Below are 16,312 nucleotides of genomic sequence, written 5' to 3' on the forward strand. Positions count from 1 at the left end.
TAACTTATTTACTAAAAGTAAATCATTATGCTTAAACATCTCTTTTTTGGAACCTTTCTTCCATTTACCCGTAAGAATAAGAGATACTTCAACTGGACCATGCACTTTATCTGAATGAAGGAGGACTGATTCCATGCTTGAAATTAAAGCCATCACGAAACGATTCGGGTCGTTCACAGCGGTCGACGATTTATCATTCGAAGTGCCGGAAGGACAGATTTTCGGATTACTTGGAGCGAACGGAGCCGGAAAAACAACGACGTTTCGGATGTTGCTCGGTTTATTGCAACCGACAGAAGGGTCGATCACGTGGAAAGGACAACCGATTCCTTTATCAAAAATCGGTTACCTTCCTGAGGAACGTGGCTTGTATCCGAAAATCCGGGTCGATGAACAATTGATTTTTTTAGCTGAACTCCGCGACATGAAACGAAAAGATGCCAAAGCCTCTTTACTCGAATGGCTCAACTACTTCCAGATTCCGCAGTACGAAAAGATGCGGGTCGAACAATTATCAAAAGGAAATCAGCAAAAAATCCAACTGATTTCTGCCGTCCTACATAAACCCGACTTATTGATCCTCGACGAACCGTTCAGCGGACTTGATCCCGTCAACGTCGAACAGTTGAAAAAAGCGGTCCGGAAACTGACGGCAGAAGGCACGACAATCGTCTTCTCAAGCCACCGGATGGATCATGTCGAGGAACTGTGTGAACATGTCGCCATTCTCGATCATGGGAAACCGGTTGTCGCCGGGTATCTTCCGGAGATCAAGGCAGGATACGGCAAGACACGTGTTTTATTGACGACCGATGCGCCTGCCCTGCTTTGGGATGCACTGCCGGGCATTCTTCAAGTCGAATCGGACGGAACCGGTCACAGCTTACAAGTCGAGTCAAAAGAGGCGGCCGACTTGCTGCTCCGTCATTTGATTACAGAAGAATTCCATGTCGAGCGATTCGTATGGGATCAATTATCCCTGCAAGACATCTTCATCGAGGAGGTTGGAAAACGTTATGAACCGTAAATTCCTGACATTGTATCGTTTCAGTCTGTTTCAAAAATTACGGGCAAAAAGTTTTCTGATTTCGACCGTCCTGATGGTCGTGTTCCTTGTCGGATTCAGCAACATCGAGCGGATCATCGACTGGTTCTCGGGAGACGATCCGAAAATCGCGGTCGTCAGCTCGCTTGAAGCTCCGATCGTTCCGGTTCTAAAAGAAGTCGGCATCAAAACAAAGATTACCGAAAAAGACTATTCCCTGAAGCAAGCACGACAAGTCGTCGACAAAGGGACGTATGACGCAGTCGCCTTGTTGTCCGACGATCCGTACCGGGTGACGTTAATCAGTGCCAGTCCGGAACAGGAGTTGCAGACACAACTGTCGACTGCTTTAAAACAAGTCCGTGACCAGACGATCATTACGGACGCCGACGTCGATCCGGCATTGCTCGCTTCGCTTGCCGCTCCGATCGACGTGAAACAGGAATTGACCTCAACCGGCGGTAAGAGTGAGGACGAATTATTCGCCGCGTCGGCTCTCGTCTATGTGTTGCTGTTCCTGATGTACTTTACGATTGCGATCTACGGTGGCATGATCGTGACGGAAATCGCCAATGAGAAATCATCACGTGTCATGGAGTTGTTGATTTCCGCTGCCAGTCCGATTCAGCATATGCTGGCGAAGATCACATCGATTGCCACCGTCAGTCTGATTCAATTATCGTTACTCGTCGGAGTCGGCTATTACAGTGCCCAAAGCAGCAGCCTGTTTGATCAGCTGTCGCTTGATTCCCTGAGCGTCAAGACGATTGTTTACCTGTTCGTCTTTTTCCTGCTCGGTTATCTGCTGTATGCGACGCTCCTCGCCGCACTCGGTTCGCTCGTCAGCCGGGTCGAAGATGCCCAACAGGTCACCTTGCCGGTCATCATGTTGATCGTCGCCGCCTTTACAGTCTCCATCTTCAGCTTGAACGCACCGACGAACCAGGCCGTCGTCATTCTGTCATTCGTGCCGTTCTTTACCCCGATGCTGATGTTCCTACGCGTCATGCTGACGGAAGTCCCGGTCTGGCAAGTCGCGTTATCACTCATGCTGATGGTGATCAGCATCGCACTCGCCCTGTTCGTCGGAACACGATTCTACCGCGGGGGCGTCCTGTTTTACGGATCAAATCCGCTGAAGCAATTGCGCCGTATTTTAGGCGGCCGCCAGTAGTAGTTTACAAGACGAACCGTTTCCGCTATCGTTAGGTGAGAAAAAGCCTTGAGGAGGAATTACGTTATGCAGTCTCGTTTTTGGGCAGCGATTTTATTTACAGCTGCCGCTATCGTCTCGTCCCTTGTCATGTTCACGAAATTCCCGCAAGCAAGTGAGACATGGAAGCTGGTCCTCGCTTACGGTGGAGTGACATTCATCGTCAGTTTATTTTATTGGTCTTTCGTCGCTGTACGGGTTCGGTCTTCGCGTTTATTCGGAAGCTGGATCGGCGTTTTTATCGGTGGAACGACAGTCTTACTCGTTTGTATCGCTCGTTTCCTTCTTCGGGGAGACTTCATGATGATTTTAAAATGGCAAGCCATGCTCGGCAGTCTGACTTTAAACTTCGGCTATGTCGGCTGGGTGCTCGTCATCGTAAATGCTATCATCGGCTTCTTGATTGGACGAACTCGCCAAAAAGGACGACAGAGACCTCGTCGGGCACCACGTTCTGCGACACAGCGTTAAAGCGTTAACCGCTAAACAAATATCACCGGCTTTAGCGTCAGTGTACACAAAAGAGGAAAACGGACATTTGATCCGTCTTCCTCTTTTTGTTTGCCTGAACATCGATTTCGGTCGTTCATTTGCGGTGATAACGTGTTCGGTCGATTTTTCGGCTGAACTCCGTATAACAATCGGTTGTCGTCGTCTCGGTCTCTTCCGTCAGACGGTTGAGGTATTCGTCGAGTTGAAGCATCGTCGGGAGTTTGTCGGCAAACAGTTCAAACGTCTCTGTCGCGTCTTCCCGTTGCAATTCCCCCGCCTCCATGACTGCTTCCACCAATTCGTGAAAAATCCGCTGTTCCGTCGCACTCATCGTCTGTTCAATCCGCTTGACGTCTTCGTCATACATTAAATCGAACAGGCGCATCCGTTCTTCCAGTTGTTGTTCAATCATCGTTTCATCTTGTCCCATCGTCTGTTCATACGCCAATCGCATTTCTTCGAGCGGCGTTTTTTCCTGCATGACGAACTTCAAGGACTCCCCGGTCCAGATGTGTCGTGCCAAGTAACTGGAGTCGATATGCAGGGCCTCCGCCAAAGATTCGATATACGCTTTCGTTGGATAGACTTCGCTGAGTTCCGTCCGGCGGATGAAATAGGGGGCGACCCCGAGATTATCCGCTAACTGATCAATTGAGATTCCGGCGCGTTCCCGTAAGATTCGGATGCGGTCACCGTATCCCCGGTAAGGTGAATGGTCGAGCATATTACCCCTCCTCGCTATGCTATTATCATACCCTTGAATCGGGTATCGGATACATCGAACTTTCGCACGATTTTTTCATCAGATGCCGCGGATAGCGGACCCATAATGGCAAGATACTGATGAAATAACAGCCGGTGACGATTCCAATCCAGGTGAAGGATAAGGGAAGAAACGGTCCGATTTCCAGTCCCTCTTTCGATAAGATGACCTGAAAGAGCAACCAGGCATGAAAAATCGAAATGAAGTACGGAACCATCAAGACCGTACCGTATTTGATGAACAGAAAACGACGGATGCTCCGTTTACTGAAACCGAGCGCAGACAATGTCTTTAGCCGCTTTTGTTCACGTTCTGCCGTCATCTGCATCCAGACGTGCAGGAAGCTCGCATTGATGACAAACAGCCAGACCGTCAACAGAATGACAACAAACGAGACCAGCCGGATGATGCGAATCCCGTCCAGTTTATCTTCCGTCTCATTGATCAGCTGGTACGGAACCGGAGTGTTTTTGCCGAGCTCTGCTTTGGATTGAATTTCCCGGACAATCGACATCCAACGCGTCCAGCGGTCCGTCCCGTAATCGGCATACGATGGTGTATCAAAGACACGGATATGGAATACCGGACGATCCATCGTGATAAAAGCACGGTCACTGACGACGAATAATGTTTCAATCCGGTCATTGTACCCGAATAGCAGACGATGTTCCGCCATCGGTTCAAGCTGGTAGCCGGCTTGCTTCATCCCGGCTTTTGCTTTTTGCATCGTCGGTGTCACTTCCTTGACTTGAACCGGACGGGCCGGAATCATAAACGTCTGTTTGTCCGTCAACAGCGTCCGTTGCTCATGACCCAGATGCTTCATCAGTTCGTTATAATCCGATAACGGAATCATGTACCGGGTCTTGACTCCTTTGAGCCGGACATCCTGCCGGTATTTGTCCGGAAACGTTTTCGTCATCGTCCGTTCCAATTTTTCCAGACGTTCGGACGGGACGGCAGCTTCTTCGTAATAGACCAGTCCGAATTGATTGTTCGACGACAGATCAAATCCGATCAGTTGAAAGATAAAGACGAGACCGACGGCCGTCAAAGCACAGGAGGTCAAGATTGTCCCGAGTGCGACCAGCGTACTGTTCGTCTTTAACTGAATCGCGATTTCCGAGACGATTAACTTTCGTAACGACAACCGTCGCGGACGGTACAGTTTAAGCACCATCGGGATGACGTGACGGCAGAAAAAGAACGAACCGACAAAGATGATGAAAGGAAAGACGAACAGAAAGATATCTTGTTGTGTCAATGCCATGAAATAGCCGTAAAACAGGATCAGTACGGCCGTTCCCTGCATCGCAAGACCGAACCGGACACGAAGCCGGGAACGGGTCCGGACAGGCCGATCCGGACGGAATCTATAAATCGCGAGGACCGTCGCAATCAACAACGTCAACATCGCTCCTGCAATCAATACTAAAAAAGAAAGAACGGAAAGCTCAATCGTCAGGCGCGGTAAGAACATGACTTTTTCAATCGAAAGTAACATCAGCTTCGTCAGGACAACGCCGAGCGTGATGCCGCCCATAATCGCGAGCCCGCCGACAATCAGGATTTCAATCATAAAATATTTCAGAAAATGTGAAAATCCGCTTCCAAGCGTCCGCATGATCCGTAAGTCGTTTTTCCGGTGCTCGAGCATCGTATAGGTCGTCGAATAGATGAATAAAATACTGAAAAACAGAATGATGACTTCGGCAATGAACACAAAGATCATCGTAAATTCAATGACCTGATTCAATTGGCTCAGGACTTTGGCGATGTTCTGAAACGATTCACTGACGACGAGATTCCAGTAACTGGTCGCAATCGTCATCGCGACGATGATCGTTAACGCATAGCCATAATAAAGACGTTGATAACGTCTGATGTTACGTAGGGCGTATTGCAGATAAGTGATGTTCATCCCCTCCTAATAACGAGAGCGACTCGATGACACGCTGAAAGAAGACCCGGCGCGGTTCATCCCGGAACAGTTCCGTCTGAATGCTGCCGTCCTTCAGGAACAGAACATGATTGCAATACGAGGCAACCGTCGGATCATGGGTGACGATGACCATCGTCATACCGGCTGCATTTAATTCCGCCAGCAACTCCATAACGTGTTTCGTCGCCTGAAAATCGAGCGCCCCCGTCGGTTCGTCGGCGAGCATCAGACGCGGTGCGTGAATCAGGGCGCGCCCGATCGCTGTCCGTTGCCGTTGCCCTCCGGACACTTCATCGACTTGTTTATCGAGCAACTCATCAATCTGCAATCGTTTTGCAAGATGCTGCATCTCTTCCCGGGCTTCCTTCGTTTTTTTACCGCTGAGCATCAAAGGAACAAGCATGTTCTCAGCTACCGTCAACGAATCGAGCAGGTTGAACTCCTGAAAGATGATTCCGAGCGTCTCGCGCCGGAAGCGGGTCGTTTCTTTCCGTTTGAACGTCGCCGTATCGATGCCTTGAATCAAAATCGATCCCCAGCTCGGCTGATCCAGTGTCGCAAGCAGATTGATCAAGGTCGACTTGCCGCTGCCGGACGGTCCCATGACGGCGACCATTTCCCCTTCTTCCACACGAAAATTGATGTCGGTCAACGGCTGTTCCGTCACTTTTCCGGGATAGACTTTTCCTAACTGTTTGACTTCAATCATCTTGTTTCCCTCCTACGAGCGTCAGACGACAGGTCGTCCCGACCCCTTCCGTGCTGTCGAGTTCAATGGTATGACCGAGCTTCAGGCAAATCTGACTGACGAAGTACAATCCCATTCCGGTTGATTCGCCGTAACGCCGGCCGTTTTCCCCGGTGAAGAAGGCGTTAAAGACACGCGGCAGATCGCGTTTCGGTATACCGACGCCGTCATCTTCAATCGTCAGCACGATTTTCCCCGCTTGTTCGACGGCACGGATATAGACTTCATGTCCGTGACCGGCCGTGTATTTGACAGCATTCGTCAGCAACTGCAGGACCACAAAACGGAACCACTTGGAGTCGGTATAGATATACAGCTCCGGTGCAAGCTCAAGCTTCGGATACACTTTATTTTTGACGAACAGCCGTTTTTCCTGATTGATGATGCCTGTCACTAACGTCCGCAGATTCAGCCGTTCCGCCTTTAAGTCCGTCTCGATCGCTTCGAGACGCGACGAATACAACATCTGATCCAGTCCAATCCGCAACCGGTCGACTTCATGGCGTAAGTCCGCCTGGAACTGTTCGCCCGGATGTTCCAGAATCAACTCGATGACCGACAGCGGCGTCTTCATTTGATGAATCCATTGGTCGACATACCGGTGCCGTTCCTTTTCCTTCCGTCGTTCAGCAAACAAGCTGTTCCGAAAGACGGTCTGTTGGCGTTCCAAGAAGTGCTCGACGGCTGCTGCCAGCGGTTCGTCACTGTCGGCCCGGATCGGTTCCGCAACCGACTCAATCGGTGTCTGCAATCGTTTGAGCAACGGTAACATACTGAAGAAACGGTAACTTAAATAAATCAGCAAGGCGATTGCATTTAAGAGCGCGATGTAAAAAAAGGCTGCCGGACGATACAGATCGTATAACCACAGGATAAGAAACAAGGCTACCATCTGCCCACTGAAGAACAGAACCCCCGGAATCGCATGTTTGAAGAAAAGTCTCATTTGTCGAGGACCAATTTGTAGCCGACTCCCCGAACCGTCTCAAGACCCCCGATGCCGATTTCCGCCAACCGTTTCCGGACACGGGTGATGTTGACGTTCAGGGTATTTTCATCGACGAACGCTTCATCATCCCAAATCCGTTCCAACAAGTCACCCCGACTGACGATCCGCGGACTCACCGTCAACAACATCTCTAAAATCAGTCCTTCTTTTTTCGACAGCTCGATCGATCGGTCCTCGTGCTCGACGATATACCGGTCCAAATATAACGTCAGTCCGTCACGACTGACCGTCCGCTCGTCACTTTCCTGCGACAATGTCCCGTAAGCGCGTCGAATCTGACTTTTGATTTTCGCGATGACGACGGCTCCCTGGAACGGCTTGACGATGTAATCATCCGCGCCGTATTCGAGTGCCATGACTTGATCCATCTCCCCGACCCGGGCCGAGATGAACAGAATCGGTGCCCGCGTCTTCATTCGGAGCTGGCGGCACCAGTAAAATCCGTCAAACTTCGGTAAATTGACATCAAGCAGGATGACGTCCGGTTGCGTTTCTTCAAATCGAGCGACGACGTCTCCTAATCCATCTTCATGAATGACGTTAAAATCATACCGTTCCAACAATTCTTTTAATAACAGTGCAATCTGTTGATCGTCTTCTACCAATAAAATCGTTTCCATCTGCAGATTCAACTCCTTCTTCTTCCATGATACCGAACAAAAAATGGACTGGAAACGATTAATCGTCTCCTGTCCATTTACATTAGATGACAATCCGTCGATATGCGCGTACCGTGACGAGATAGTACACGAGATAAACGACGGTATAACAACCGATTGCAAGCGACATCGGTAACCGTAAATCATAATTTAATAACTTTTCCAGGACCTGCATCGCAAACAGGCTGTGAACAAGACCGAGCAGATACGGCAGGACGAACATGAATCCGACTGATTGCCGGATGATACCGGTCTGTTCTTGCTGATCAACGCCGATTTTTTGGATGATCGTAAACCGTTGTTTCGATTCTTCCGCCTCTGCGAGCATCTTAAAGTAGATGATGGATCCCGTCGCCAGTAAAAAGACGAGTCCGAGGAATCCGGCGGCAAAGGCAAGCAGACCTGTCGTCGCTGTCGTCATGGCATAGACCGGATAATAAGCGGCCATCTCCGTCTCCGCTTTTTTGCCGTACAATTGCTCCAGTCGGTCGATCAGTCCGTCATCTGAACGTTCGTTCGAGAACTGATAGTTTGTCAGCATCGCTGCTTTTTCCGGCATCATGGCAAAGACATCATCCGAAACGGCAAAAGCCAGCCGTTTTTTCGCATAGAGTTGAGTGATTGGTAAATTCGTCGCACCGGTAATCCGAAAGGACGAGTGATCGTCTTTAAACGTCACGCCCACCGGTGACTTGACCGATTCCTTCAGCAAATCGTTCCCTTTGAACGTCTCAAGCACGATTGCTTCACCAGCTCCCGGTTCCGGCAACTGCTTCTTCCCGTTGCTTTTGGCCAACTTCTGATAGTCGGAATAACTGATGTAGCTGAACTGTCCCGGCTCGCCGTCAAATCCGAATGTCTGATAGGACATCGTAAACGACAACGGATTTGGTAACTCCTTCAATGGATGATTCACCGTTTTGACGTTGACCATCGTCCGCGATTCAATCGTTTGGTCGGATGACCGAATTAATTTTTCGGCTGCCTGTTGCTGGCTTGCAATCGATAAACTGTACGGCATCTGTTCCTCGACTGTCCGGTCAATATAATAATAGATTGACGTCGCGGTTCCGACCGTCGTCAAGGTGACGGCCGTGATGACGGTAATCGTCGACAACATGACGGCATTTGATTTAATCCGCGACAGCAACTGTCCGTGTAAAATCAGGTTCGTACCGCGATAATGGCGACCACGTTTGCTGAGGAGACGGAGTAAAAAAATCGTGAAATAGCTCATCGTACCGAACGTTCCGACGATGATGCAGAGCATCAAGACCGGCGCAACAATCGTAAAGTGTGCGAGCAACGGTTCCCCGGTCAAATAATACCCGACACCAATCAACAGGACGGAAACAAGAGCCAGGACCGGATGGACTTTCGGAATCGTTTCGACCTGCTGTTTCGCCTTAAACAACTCGATCAGGGTAAACCGATAAATCGTCCGGGCTGACCGGAGCGCAATCACAAGGAAGATTGTCAAAAAGACGACAACCGTCTGACCGATTGCTCCGGCATTGATGGAGAAATCGGCTTCAATCGTCATTCCCATGACGTAAGCCAACAGTTGGACAAAGTATTTTGAGGCAATCGTTCCGAGTAAAACACCGATCATTAGACCGATCAGTCCGTACCCCATCGTCTCAAGAAACAGCAACTTGGCAATCTGTTGACGTTCGAGACCGAGTAACGCATACAGACCAATTTCCTGTTTCCGGCGCCGCAGGAAAAAGTCACTCGAATACCAGATGAAGACGGCGGAAAAAAGAGCCAGGATGACGCTTGAACCGGTAAAGACCGTCCCGAGTTTCCCGTATAGTTCATTGGCTTGTAACATCGCCTCATTGGAACGGATGGCTAAAAACGTATAATAAATCAAAATCGCGAACGTAACTGCGCCGAGATACATCATGTTTTGCCGGATGTTTTTTAAATTCCGGAAAGCTAATTTAAACAAGTTCACGGACCGCACCTCCGAGTTCACGTTGGACTTCCATGATCTGTTCGAAAAACTCCTTGCGTGTCCCGAACTGGTGAATTTCCCGGAACAATTCTCCGTCTTTGACGAACAGCACCCGTTCCGCGTACGATGCGGTCACCGGATCGTGGGTCACCATTAAAATCGTTGCACCCTGTTCATTCAAGCCGACCATGGCTTCAAGCAGACCGGTCGCTGATTTCGAGTCGAGTGCTCCGGTCGGCTCATCCGCCAAGATCAGTGACGGCTGATGAACGATGGCGCGTGCAGCAGCTGTCCGTTGCTTTTGACCTCCCGACAGTTCAGACGGCCGTTTTGCGAGCAGATCCTCAATTCCAAGCTCCCGGGCGACGGACGTGACCCGGACGAGAATATCGGCTTTCGGCATGTGTTGTAACGCCAGCGGTAAGGCAATGTTTTCTTCGACCGTCATCGTGTCGAGCAGGTTAAAGTCCTGAAAAATAAATCCGAGCTGTTCCCGCCGAAACCGGGCCAACTGTTTTTCTTTCATCCCCGTCACGTCTTCTCCATTGATATGAATTGTCCCATCCGTCGGTTGGTCAATGGTCGACAACAAATTTAATAAGGTCGACTTCCCTGCGCCTGACGGTCCCATGATACTGACGAACTCTGCGTCGTGAATCGTCAGTGTCGTCGGTCGGAGCGCCTCGTGCCGTGCGTTTTTCGTATGGTAGACTTTCGTGATCTGTTCTGCGTGTAAGATGGCTTTCATGATGTGTTTCCTCCCGTATTCTTGATCTTGCTGTCAGTATACCGAGCAATCCGTCTTTCAAAGAATCGGTCAGACTTTCATTCATCTTACAAAATAGTAAGTTCGGGTAGGAGACGACAAAAAAGCCCCTTCGTCTAAGACGAGGGGACGTATTCGTTACATGATTATTTATGTGTTGCTTTGAAGAGTTCTGTTTCGCCTGCGACAACAGATGTTCCTTCAGCCGGTACTGCAGAAAGTGTAAATTGATCGTGGTTTGTCACAATGATTGGTGTGATTGTAGATGGTGCGTTTGCACGGATGAATTCGAGATCAAACTCAACGAGGACGTCACCGGCTTTAACTTTATCGCCAGACTGAACGTGTGCCGTGAAGCCTTCACCTTTAAGGTTAACTGTGTCTAATCCAACGTGGATCAACAACTCAAGACCATCTTCGCCTTTAAGACCAATTGCGTGTTTTGTAGGGAAGATTGTTTCGACCGTTGCGTTGATTGGTGAAACGACTTTACCTTCCGTCGGCTCGATTGCGATACCGTCACCCATCATTTTTTGCGAGAAAACTTGATCAGGTACGTTCTCGATGCTGACGATTTTACCTGTAAGGGCAGAAGCGATTTTTGTGTTTCCTGCGTCATTACCACCAAACAATTTTTTAAAGAATCCCATGATACTATCCCTCTACTTTCTCGATCGTTTTCTTCTTAAAGAAGATTCGATTTTTTTATAGGAGCCAGTTAAATGCAAACTCGCTCACGTTCTCACAAAAAGCATACGTTTGTAACTCTGGTTTTGCAAGTATTTTTGTGTGATAATAGTTAGAAATCACAAGGAGGCGCTTACATGTTAACATTTTCAGAACTTACATATGTCCGTCCTGACCTGAACGTCCTTGAAACTTCTATGCATGCTGCTATCGATCGCTTGCGTGAAGCAACAGATGTCGATACAGCAAACAATGCCATCTCTGAGATTAATACCCTTAGAAATCAATTTGAAACAGCCAGTCAGTTGGTGGAGATCCGTCATACGATCGATACACGTGACGGTTTCTACGAAACAGAACAGGGTTTCTTTGACGAAGCCGGTCCGGTTTACCAAGGATACGTCTCGAGTTATTATCAGGCACTGACGACTCATCCTCTCCGTTCTTCGCTCGAATCGACGTGGGGCAAACAGCTTTTCTTACTTGCGGAAGCCAGTCTGAAAACATTCTCTGACGAAATCATTCCGAAACTCCAGGAAGAAAATCGTCTGGCCAGTGAATATACGAAACTGATGTCGGCGGCGCAAATCGAATTCGACGGCAAGACATTGAACTTGTCCCAGTTCGGTCCCTATCTCCAGTCAGCCGACCGGACTGTCCGGAAAGCCGCTTCCGAAGCACGCTACGGCTATTTAAAAGAACACGGTGACGCCATCGATACGATTTACGATAAACTCGTCCATGTCCGGACCGACATCGCGAAGACACTTGGTTTCCCGTCGTTCGTCGAGCTCGGCTATGCCCGGATGTTGCGTGTCGATTACGACCAATCGATGGTCGAAAACTACCGTGAACAAATTCTCGAGACGATCGTCCCGATTGCGACATCTCTCAAAGAACGCCAGCAGCGCCGGATCGGCGTCGATTCCCTCTACTATTACGATGAAGGATTTGCTTTTAAAACCGGCAACGCGACACCGCAGGGCGAAGAAGCATTCATCATCGAAGGCGGGAAAAAGATGTACCGTGATATGTCACCGGAGACAAATGAGTTCTTTGAATACATGCTTGAACGCGGCGCGCTCGACTTGACGGCGAAACCGGGTAAAGCAGGCGGCGGCTATTGCACGTACATCGCGGACGAAAAACTCCCATTCATCTTCTCGAACTTCAACGGAACGGCCGGTGACATCGATGTCCTGACACACGAAGTCGGACACGCGTTCCAGGTCTACGAAAGCCGTCACTTCACCGTGCCGGAATACGGGTTCCCGACGTATGAAGCCTGTGAAATCCACTCGATGTCGATGGAATACTTTGCTTATCCGTGGATGGAAGAATTCTTCGGCGATCAGACGGCCAAGTACAAGTTCAGTCACCTTGCAGGCGGCGTGACGTTCCTGCCTTACGGAGTCGCCATTGATGAGTTCCAACATGTCATCTACAATCAACCGGAACTGACACCGGCTGAACGCCGGACGGCATGGCGTGATATTGAGAAGAAATATCTGCCGCACCGGAACTATGAAGAAAATGATTATCTTGATTCAGGCGCTTGGTGGCATCAACAGGGCCACGTCTTCGGCAGCCCGTTCTACTATATCGATTATACGCTGGCGCAAGTCTGTGCCTTCCAGTTCTATGCCTGGATGGAGCAAGACCGGGAAGCTGCCTGGAAATCGTATCTTGAACTCTGTAAGGCTGGTGGGTCGGAAAGCTTCCTGACACTCGTCGAACGTGCCGGACTGAAATCCCCGTTCGCTCCTGGAACGGTCGGGACAGCCGTCGAACCGATCAAGGCCTATTTATCCGAAACGGATGATCTTGCACTCGATCGTGTGTGATTGATTCGCAGGAAAAAACATCAAAAAACGAACCGATGGATCCCGGATCAGGGAAATCCTTCGGTTCGTTTTTTTAGTTTCTGATTTCATCAAAAGAATTGAAAGACGGTTCCATTCAAACGAAAAATGACCGCTCCCGACACCAGCCGGGAAGCGGTCACTTTTCGTATGCAGATGATATCGGATGAATGGATCATCCGGATTGTTTAATATCTTCTTGATAACGGTCATACCAGATTTCGAATTCATCAGCCGGAATCGGACGAGAGTAATAGAACCCTTGACCATACTCACAATCGAGCTTTCGTAAGTTCTCTCCCTGTTCGGCCTGTTCAATCCCTTCCGCCACGACATCATACTTTAACGTATGGGCGAGTCGGATGATTGTCTCGATTAACGGAGCATTTGAACAGGCATCCGTTCCACTGATGAACGAACGGTCAATCTTCAGTCGTTGAATCGGCAAACGGCTCAAATACGACAGCGAGGAATAGCCGGTTCCGAAGTCGTCAATCGCCAGCCGGTAACCGAGTCGATGCAGTGTCTGCAAGGCATCAAAGACGCGCGTATCGGAAAAAACACCAAATGATTCGGTAATTTCCAGCTCCATCCGTTGTTCAATCCCGGGGTAACGTTCCCGGACATCCGTCAACAACTCGACGATCCGGCCGGAGACCAGTTCTTTGACGGATAGATTGGCGGACACACGAAGTGACTCAAGCGGTGTCCCTTCCCATCGTCTGACCTGATTGACGGATTCCTGGACCACCCACATTCCGATTTCTTCAATCAGCATCGACCGTTCGGCAATCGGGATGAAGACAGCCGGACTGATCATCCCACGCTCGGGATGGAACCAGCGCAACAAGGCTTCGCATCCGTCGACCGTTTTGGTTTTCAGATTGACTTGCGGCTGATAAAACAGTTGCAGTTCGTTCCGGGCAATTGCTTCCCGCAACTCGGCTTCGAGAACGACGGATTCCCGGTATTCTTCACTCATCCAGGACTCAAACCAGATCGGTCCACCGGTCTGTTCCCGTTTCGCATGCTGCATCGCGATGTCGACGGAAGACAGCAACGACGTCACCGCGACCGCATCATCCGGATAACGGACCATACTCATACTGATACTGACATCGATTTTTTCACCGTCAATCCGGTAAGGACGTTCCAAAATCGTTTTCAGATCGCGGTAATCAACGATCTCCTGTTGGAAAATCAGGACGGCAAACTCATCGCCGCCAATCCGGGCTGCTGAACCTGTCCCGATGAAATGGTGACGCAAGCGGTTTGCCAGTTCTTTTAGGATTTGATCACCGGCACTGTGTCCGTAGATATCGTTGATCCGTCTGAACTGCCGGACGCCGATCGTCACCAGTTCTCCCGGTTGCGGCGCAGCGATGGCTTCCTCCATCTTTTGCTCAAACCCGTTCCGGTTCAACAAAGAGGTCAGCACATCAAACAGGGCCAGTTGCGTGATCTTTTCTTCGCGCTTAAATTGATCGGTCTCATCATGACAGGTCAGATAAAGTGCCGTTCCGTTGCCGTTTTTCGAAGGAACATGAATGATGTTGACGAACATGTTCCGAATGTCCTGCTTGAAAATCATCTGGCAACGGATGGTCTGGCTGTACCCGTCGATTGCCCGGTTGAGGGCCCGGCGGACACGGTTTAAATCTGCCGGATGAATCAGTTCCTCGATTGTCATCAATTCAGACGACTGGGCCAACTGTTTGAAACGGTCATTTCCGCTGAGCAGTTGAAAATCAGAGGAGAGTGCAACAATCGGATTCGTATTTTGAGAAAATAAGGATTCGATTTCTGCTTTCTTCTGTTTGATTTCCATCGTTTTTTTATCGTTATAATCGAGTAATCCGGAAATGATCGTCGTCATCGTCCGGAACGCTTCAACGACCGGATGGAAGTCATTTAACTCCGGCACCTGATGATGCGACTGTTTCGGACCTTCCGCAAAAAAGTCGGCTTCCGCCTGCAAAATATGTAAGTCCTTTCGGAATGCCCGTAACAGGGATAAGGTCAGCCAAAGCAGAAGCAGAATCACACAGCACGTCGCAATGAACATCAGCCAGGCATTTCGGATCAACGTATTTCCATGATCCGTCATTTCGGTCTGAACATCGGCAATCCCTTGATCAAACGACCGGTACATACTGGTTTGATACCGCTTTGCCACTTCGTCCATCGTTCCGTATTGTTTCAGTTCCGGTTGATTGATGGTCGCATCGATCATTCGTAAATAGGCGTACATCTGATTGCTCATCACCGAGATATCCCGGCGAAGCTCTTCATCTTCCGGCCGCATCGTTGCGTAAAAGGACTGGATCAAAGCGTTGTTCCGTGAGTTCAGCTCCTGGCGTGTCTGACGAAGGCGCAACAGATCAATCGAGTTCAATTGATTCTCCCGGTTAATGCTCACTAAAAACTGTCCCGCCCGGCCAAGCTCTTCCTGCATCAAAAAGAGATTCGAGAAAAACGTGTAATAGGTCCCGGTCTTGCCGCTCAAATACAGTTGGTTGAACAGGACTTCGCTTTTATAGGCAGTCGCTGCCTGAAAAAATTGATGCTCCGACTGATATCCGCCGGTCTGCAGCCGGTTGATTTCAGACAGGAGTTCTTTTTGAGCAGGTCCTTCCATCCGGAGCTGCTTGATCTGCCGGCCAAGTGCCGTCAGTTCCGTTTTCGTTTGTTGCCACGTCTCGGTCCGTGTCGCAACGGCATCTCCCGTCGTTTCACTTAAGGTGAGGTAATACTCATTCGTCACATCCCGTTCAACCTGATTGAGTCGTTCAAAAATATCCATCATCTCGCTTGAGCGTTTGAACTGATATCCTTCTTCCAGATTCTTTACCAGTTGTTGCGTCGCGATCAACAACGCTAACAGACCAATAACTGAAATCATCCATGAGAACGTTTTGTAGTAGGAGCGTTTTCGGAATGCTTCTACGATGGAGACTGGTGATAAACGTCGCAACACATCGTCCTCCCTAACTTGTCATTATGTTTCTATATCGTCTTGTCGGGACGGTTCGTGAAGTCAAAAGCAGTTAAAAAGGGTCAATAAAAAGCACTTCTTCTAGACTGACCTAGCAATATGAGACACATATAAAACACCTTGATTAGGCTGCCAGTACACCGTATTTTTTCGGTGTCAGGTAGCCTAATT

Annotated in this window: 13 protein-coding genes; 4 read left to right on the forward strand and 9 right to left on the reverse strand. The window is 49.3% G+C overall.

Annotated features, from left to right (window positions below; all coding sequences use genetic code 11):
- Positions 1-133: 133 nt before the first annotated feature.
- From KNQ07_RS07585 to KNQ07_RS07595, 3 genes are all read left to right on the forward strand, one after another.
- Complete coding sequence (locus tag KNQ07_RS07585) at positions 134-1,027, forward strand: ABC transporter ATP-binding protein (protein WP_214765892.1); 894 nt, start codon at positions 134-136, stop codon at positions 1,025-1,027.
- The gene (locus tag KNQ07_RS07590) at positions 1,017-2,219 is read left to right on the forward strand and encodes an ABC transporter permease (RefSeq protein ID WP_214765894.1); all 1,203 of its coding nucleotides are present in this window, start codon (positions 1,017-1,019) and stop codon (positions 2,217-2,219) included. Before KNQ07_RS07585 ends, KNQ07_RS07590 begins: the two co-directional genes overlap by 11 nt.
- A gap of 66 nt (positions 2,220-2,285) precedes the next feature.
- Positions 2,286-2,729, forward strand: coding sequence for a hypothetical protein (locus KNQ07_RS07595; protein WP_214765896.1), 444 nt, complete (start codon positions 2,286-2,288; stop codon positions 2,727-2,729).
- Positions 2,730-2,844: 115 nt separating this feature from the next.
- On the opposite strand, the gene KNQ07_RS07600 is transcribed toward KNQ07_RS07595, so the two are convergent.
- The 8 genes from KNQ07_RS07600 to KNQ07_RS07635 all read right to left on the reverse strand — a co-directional run bounded on the left by KNQ07_RS07600 (position 2,845) and on the right by KNQ07_RS07635 (position 11,247).
- On the reverse strand, positions 2,845-3,474 hold the full coding sequence (locus tag KNQ07_RS07600) for a helix-turn-helix domain-containing protein (protein WP_214765898.1): 630 nt from the start codon (positions 3,472-3,474) through the stop codon (positions 2,845-2,847).
- Between the two features lie 25 nt (positions 3,475-3,499).
- A complete protein-coding gene (locus KNQ07_RS07605) occupies positions 3,500-5,434 on the reverse strand; it encodes an ABC transporter permease (RefSeq protein ID WP_214765900.1) in 1,935 nt (644 codons plus the stop codon).
- Positions 5,400-6,164, reverse strand: a complete 765-nt coding sequence (locus KNQ07_RS07610) for an ABC transporter ATP-binding protein (protein WP_214765902.1) — start codon at positions 6,162-6,164, stop codon at positions 5,400-5,402. The genes KNQ07_RS07605 and KNQ07_RS07610 overlap by 35 nt, the downstream gene beginning before the upstream one ends.
- Positions 6,157-7,149: a sensor histidine kinase gene (locus KNQ07_RS07615; protein WP_214765904.1), complete on the reverse strand. Its 993-nt coding sequence runs from the start codon at positions 7,147-7,149 to the stop codon at positions 6,157-6,159. Before KNQ07_RS07615 ends, KNQ07_RS07610 begins: the two co-directional genes overlap by 8 nt.
- Positions 7,146-7,832, reverse strand: coding sequence for a response regulator transcription factor (locus KNQ07_RS07620; protein WP_012371360.1), 687 nt, complete (start codon positions 7,830-7,832; stop codon positions 7,146-7,148). Before KNQ07_RS07620 ends, KNQ07_RS07615 begins: the two co-directional genes overlap by 4 nt.
- Before the next feature lie 82 nt (positions 7,833-7,914).
- Positions 7,915-9,831 carry an ABC transporter permease gene (locus tag KNQ07_RS07625; RefSeq protein ID WP_214765906.1) on the reverse strand — a complete coding sequence of 639 codons (1,917 nt, stop codon included), beginning with the start codon at positions 9,829-9,831 and terminating at the stop codon, positions 7,915-7,917.
- Positions 9,818-10,579, reverse strand: a complete 762-nt coding sequence (locus KNQ07_RS07630) for an ABC transporter ATP-binding protein (RefSeq protein ID WP_012371362.1) — start codon at positions 10,577-10,579, stop codon at positions 9,818-9,820. The genes KNQ07_RS07625 and KNQ07_RS07630 overlap by 14 nt, the downstream gene beginning before the upstream one ends.
- Positions 10,580-10,743: 164 nt before the next feature.
- A complete protein-coding gene (locus KNQ07_RS07635; protein ID WP_012371363.1) occupies positions 10,744-11,247 on the reverse strand; it encodes a PTS sugar transporter subunit IIA in 504 nt (167 codons plus the stop codon).
- A gap of 174 nt (positions 11,248-11,421) precedes the next feature.
- On the opposite strand from KNQ07_RS07635, the gene KNQ07_RS07640 reads away from it, so the two are divergent.
- The gene (locus tag KNQ07_RS07640; RefSeq protein ID WP_012371364.1) at positions 11,422-13,128 is read left to right on the forward strand and encodes a M3 family oligoendopeptidase; all 1,707 of its coding nucleotides are present in this window, start codon (positions 11,422-11,424) and stop codon (positions 13,126-13,128) included.
- 193 nt (positions 13,129-13,321) lie between these two features.
- Here KNQ07_RS07640 and KNQ07_RS07645 read toward each other — a convergent pair whose 3' ends face one another.
- On the reverse strand, positions 13,322-16,123 hold the full coding sequence (locus tag KNQ07_RS07645; RefSeq protein ID WP_214765908.1) for a putative bifunctional diguanylate cyclase/phosphodiesterase: 2,802 nt from the start codon (positions 16,121-16,123) through the stop codon (positions 13,322-13,324).
- Positions 16,124-16,312 lie beyond the last annotated feature (189 nt).

The organism is Exiguobacterium sp. s145, from assembly GCF_018618835.1.
Taxonomy (GTDB): domain Bacteria; phylum Bacillota; class Bacilli; order Exiguobacteriales; family Exiguobacteriaceae; genus Exiguobacterium_A; species Exiguobacterium_A artemiae.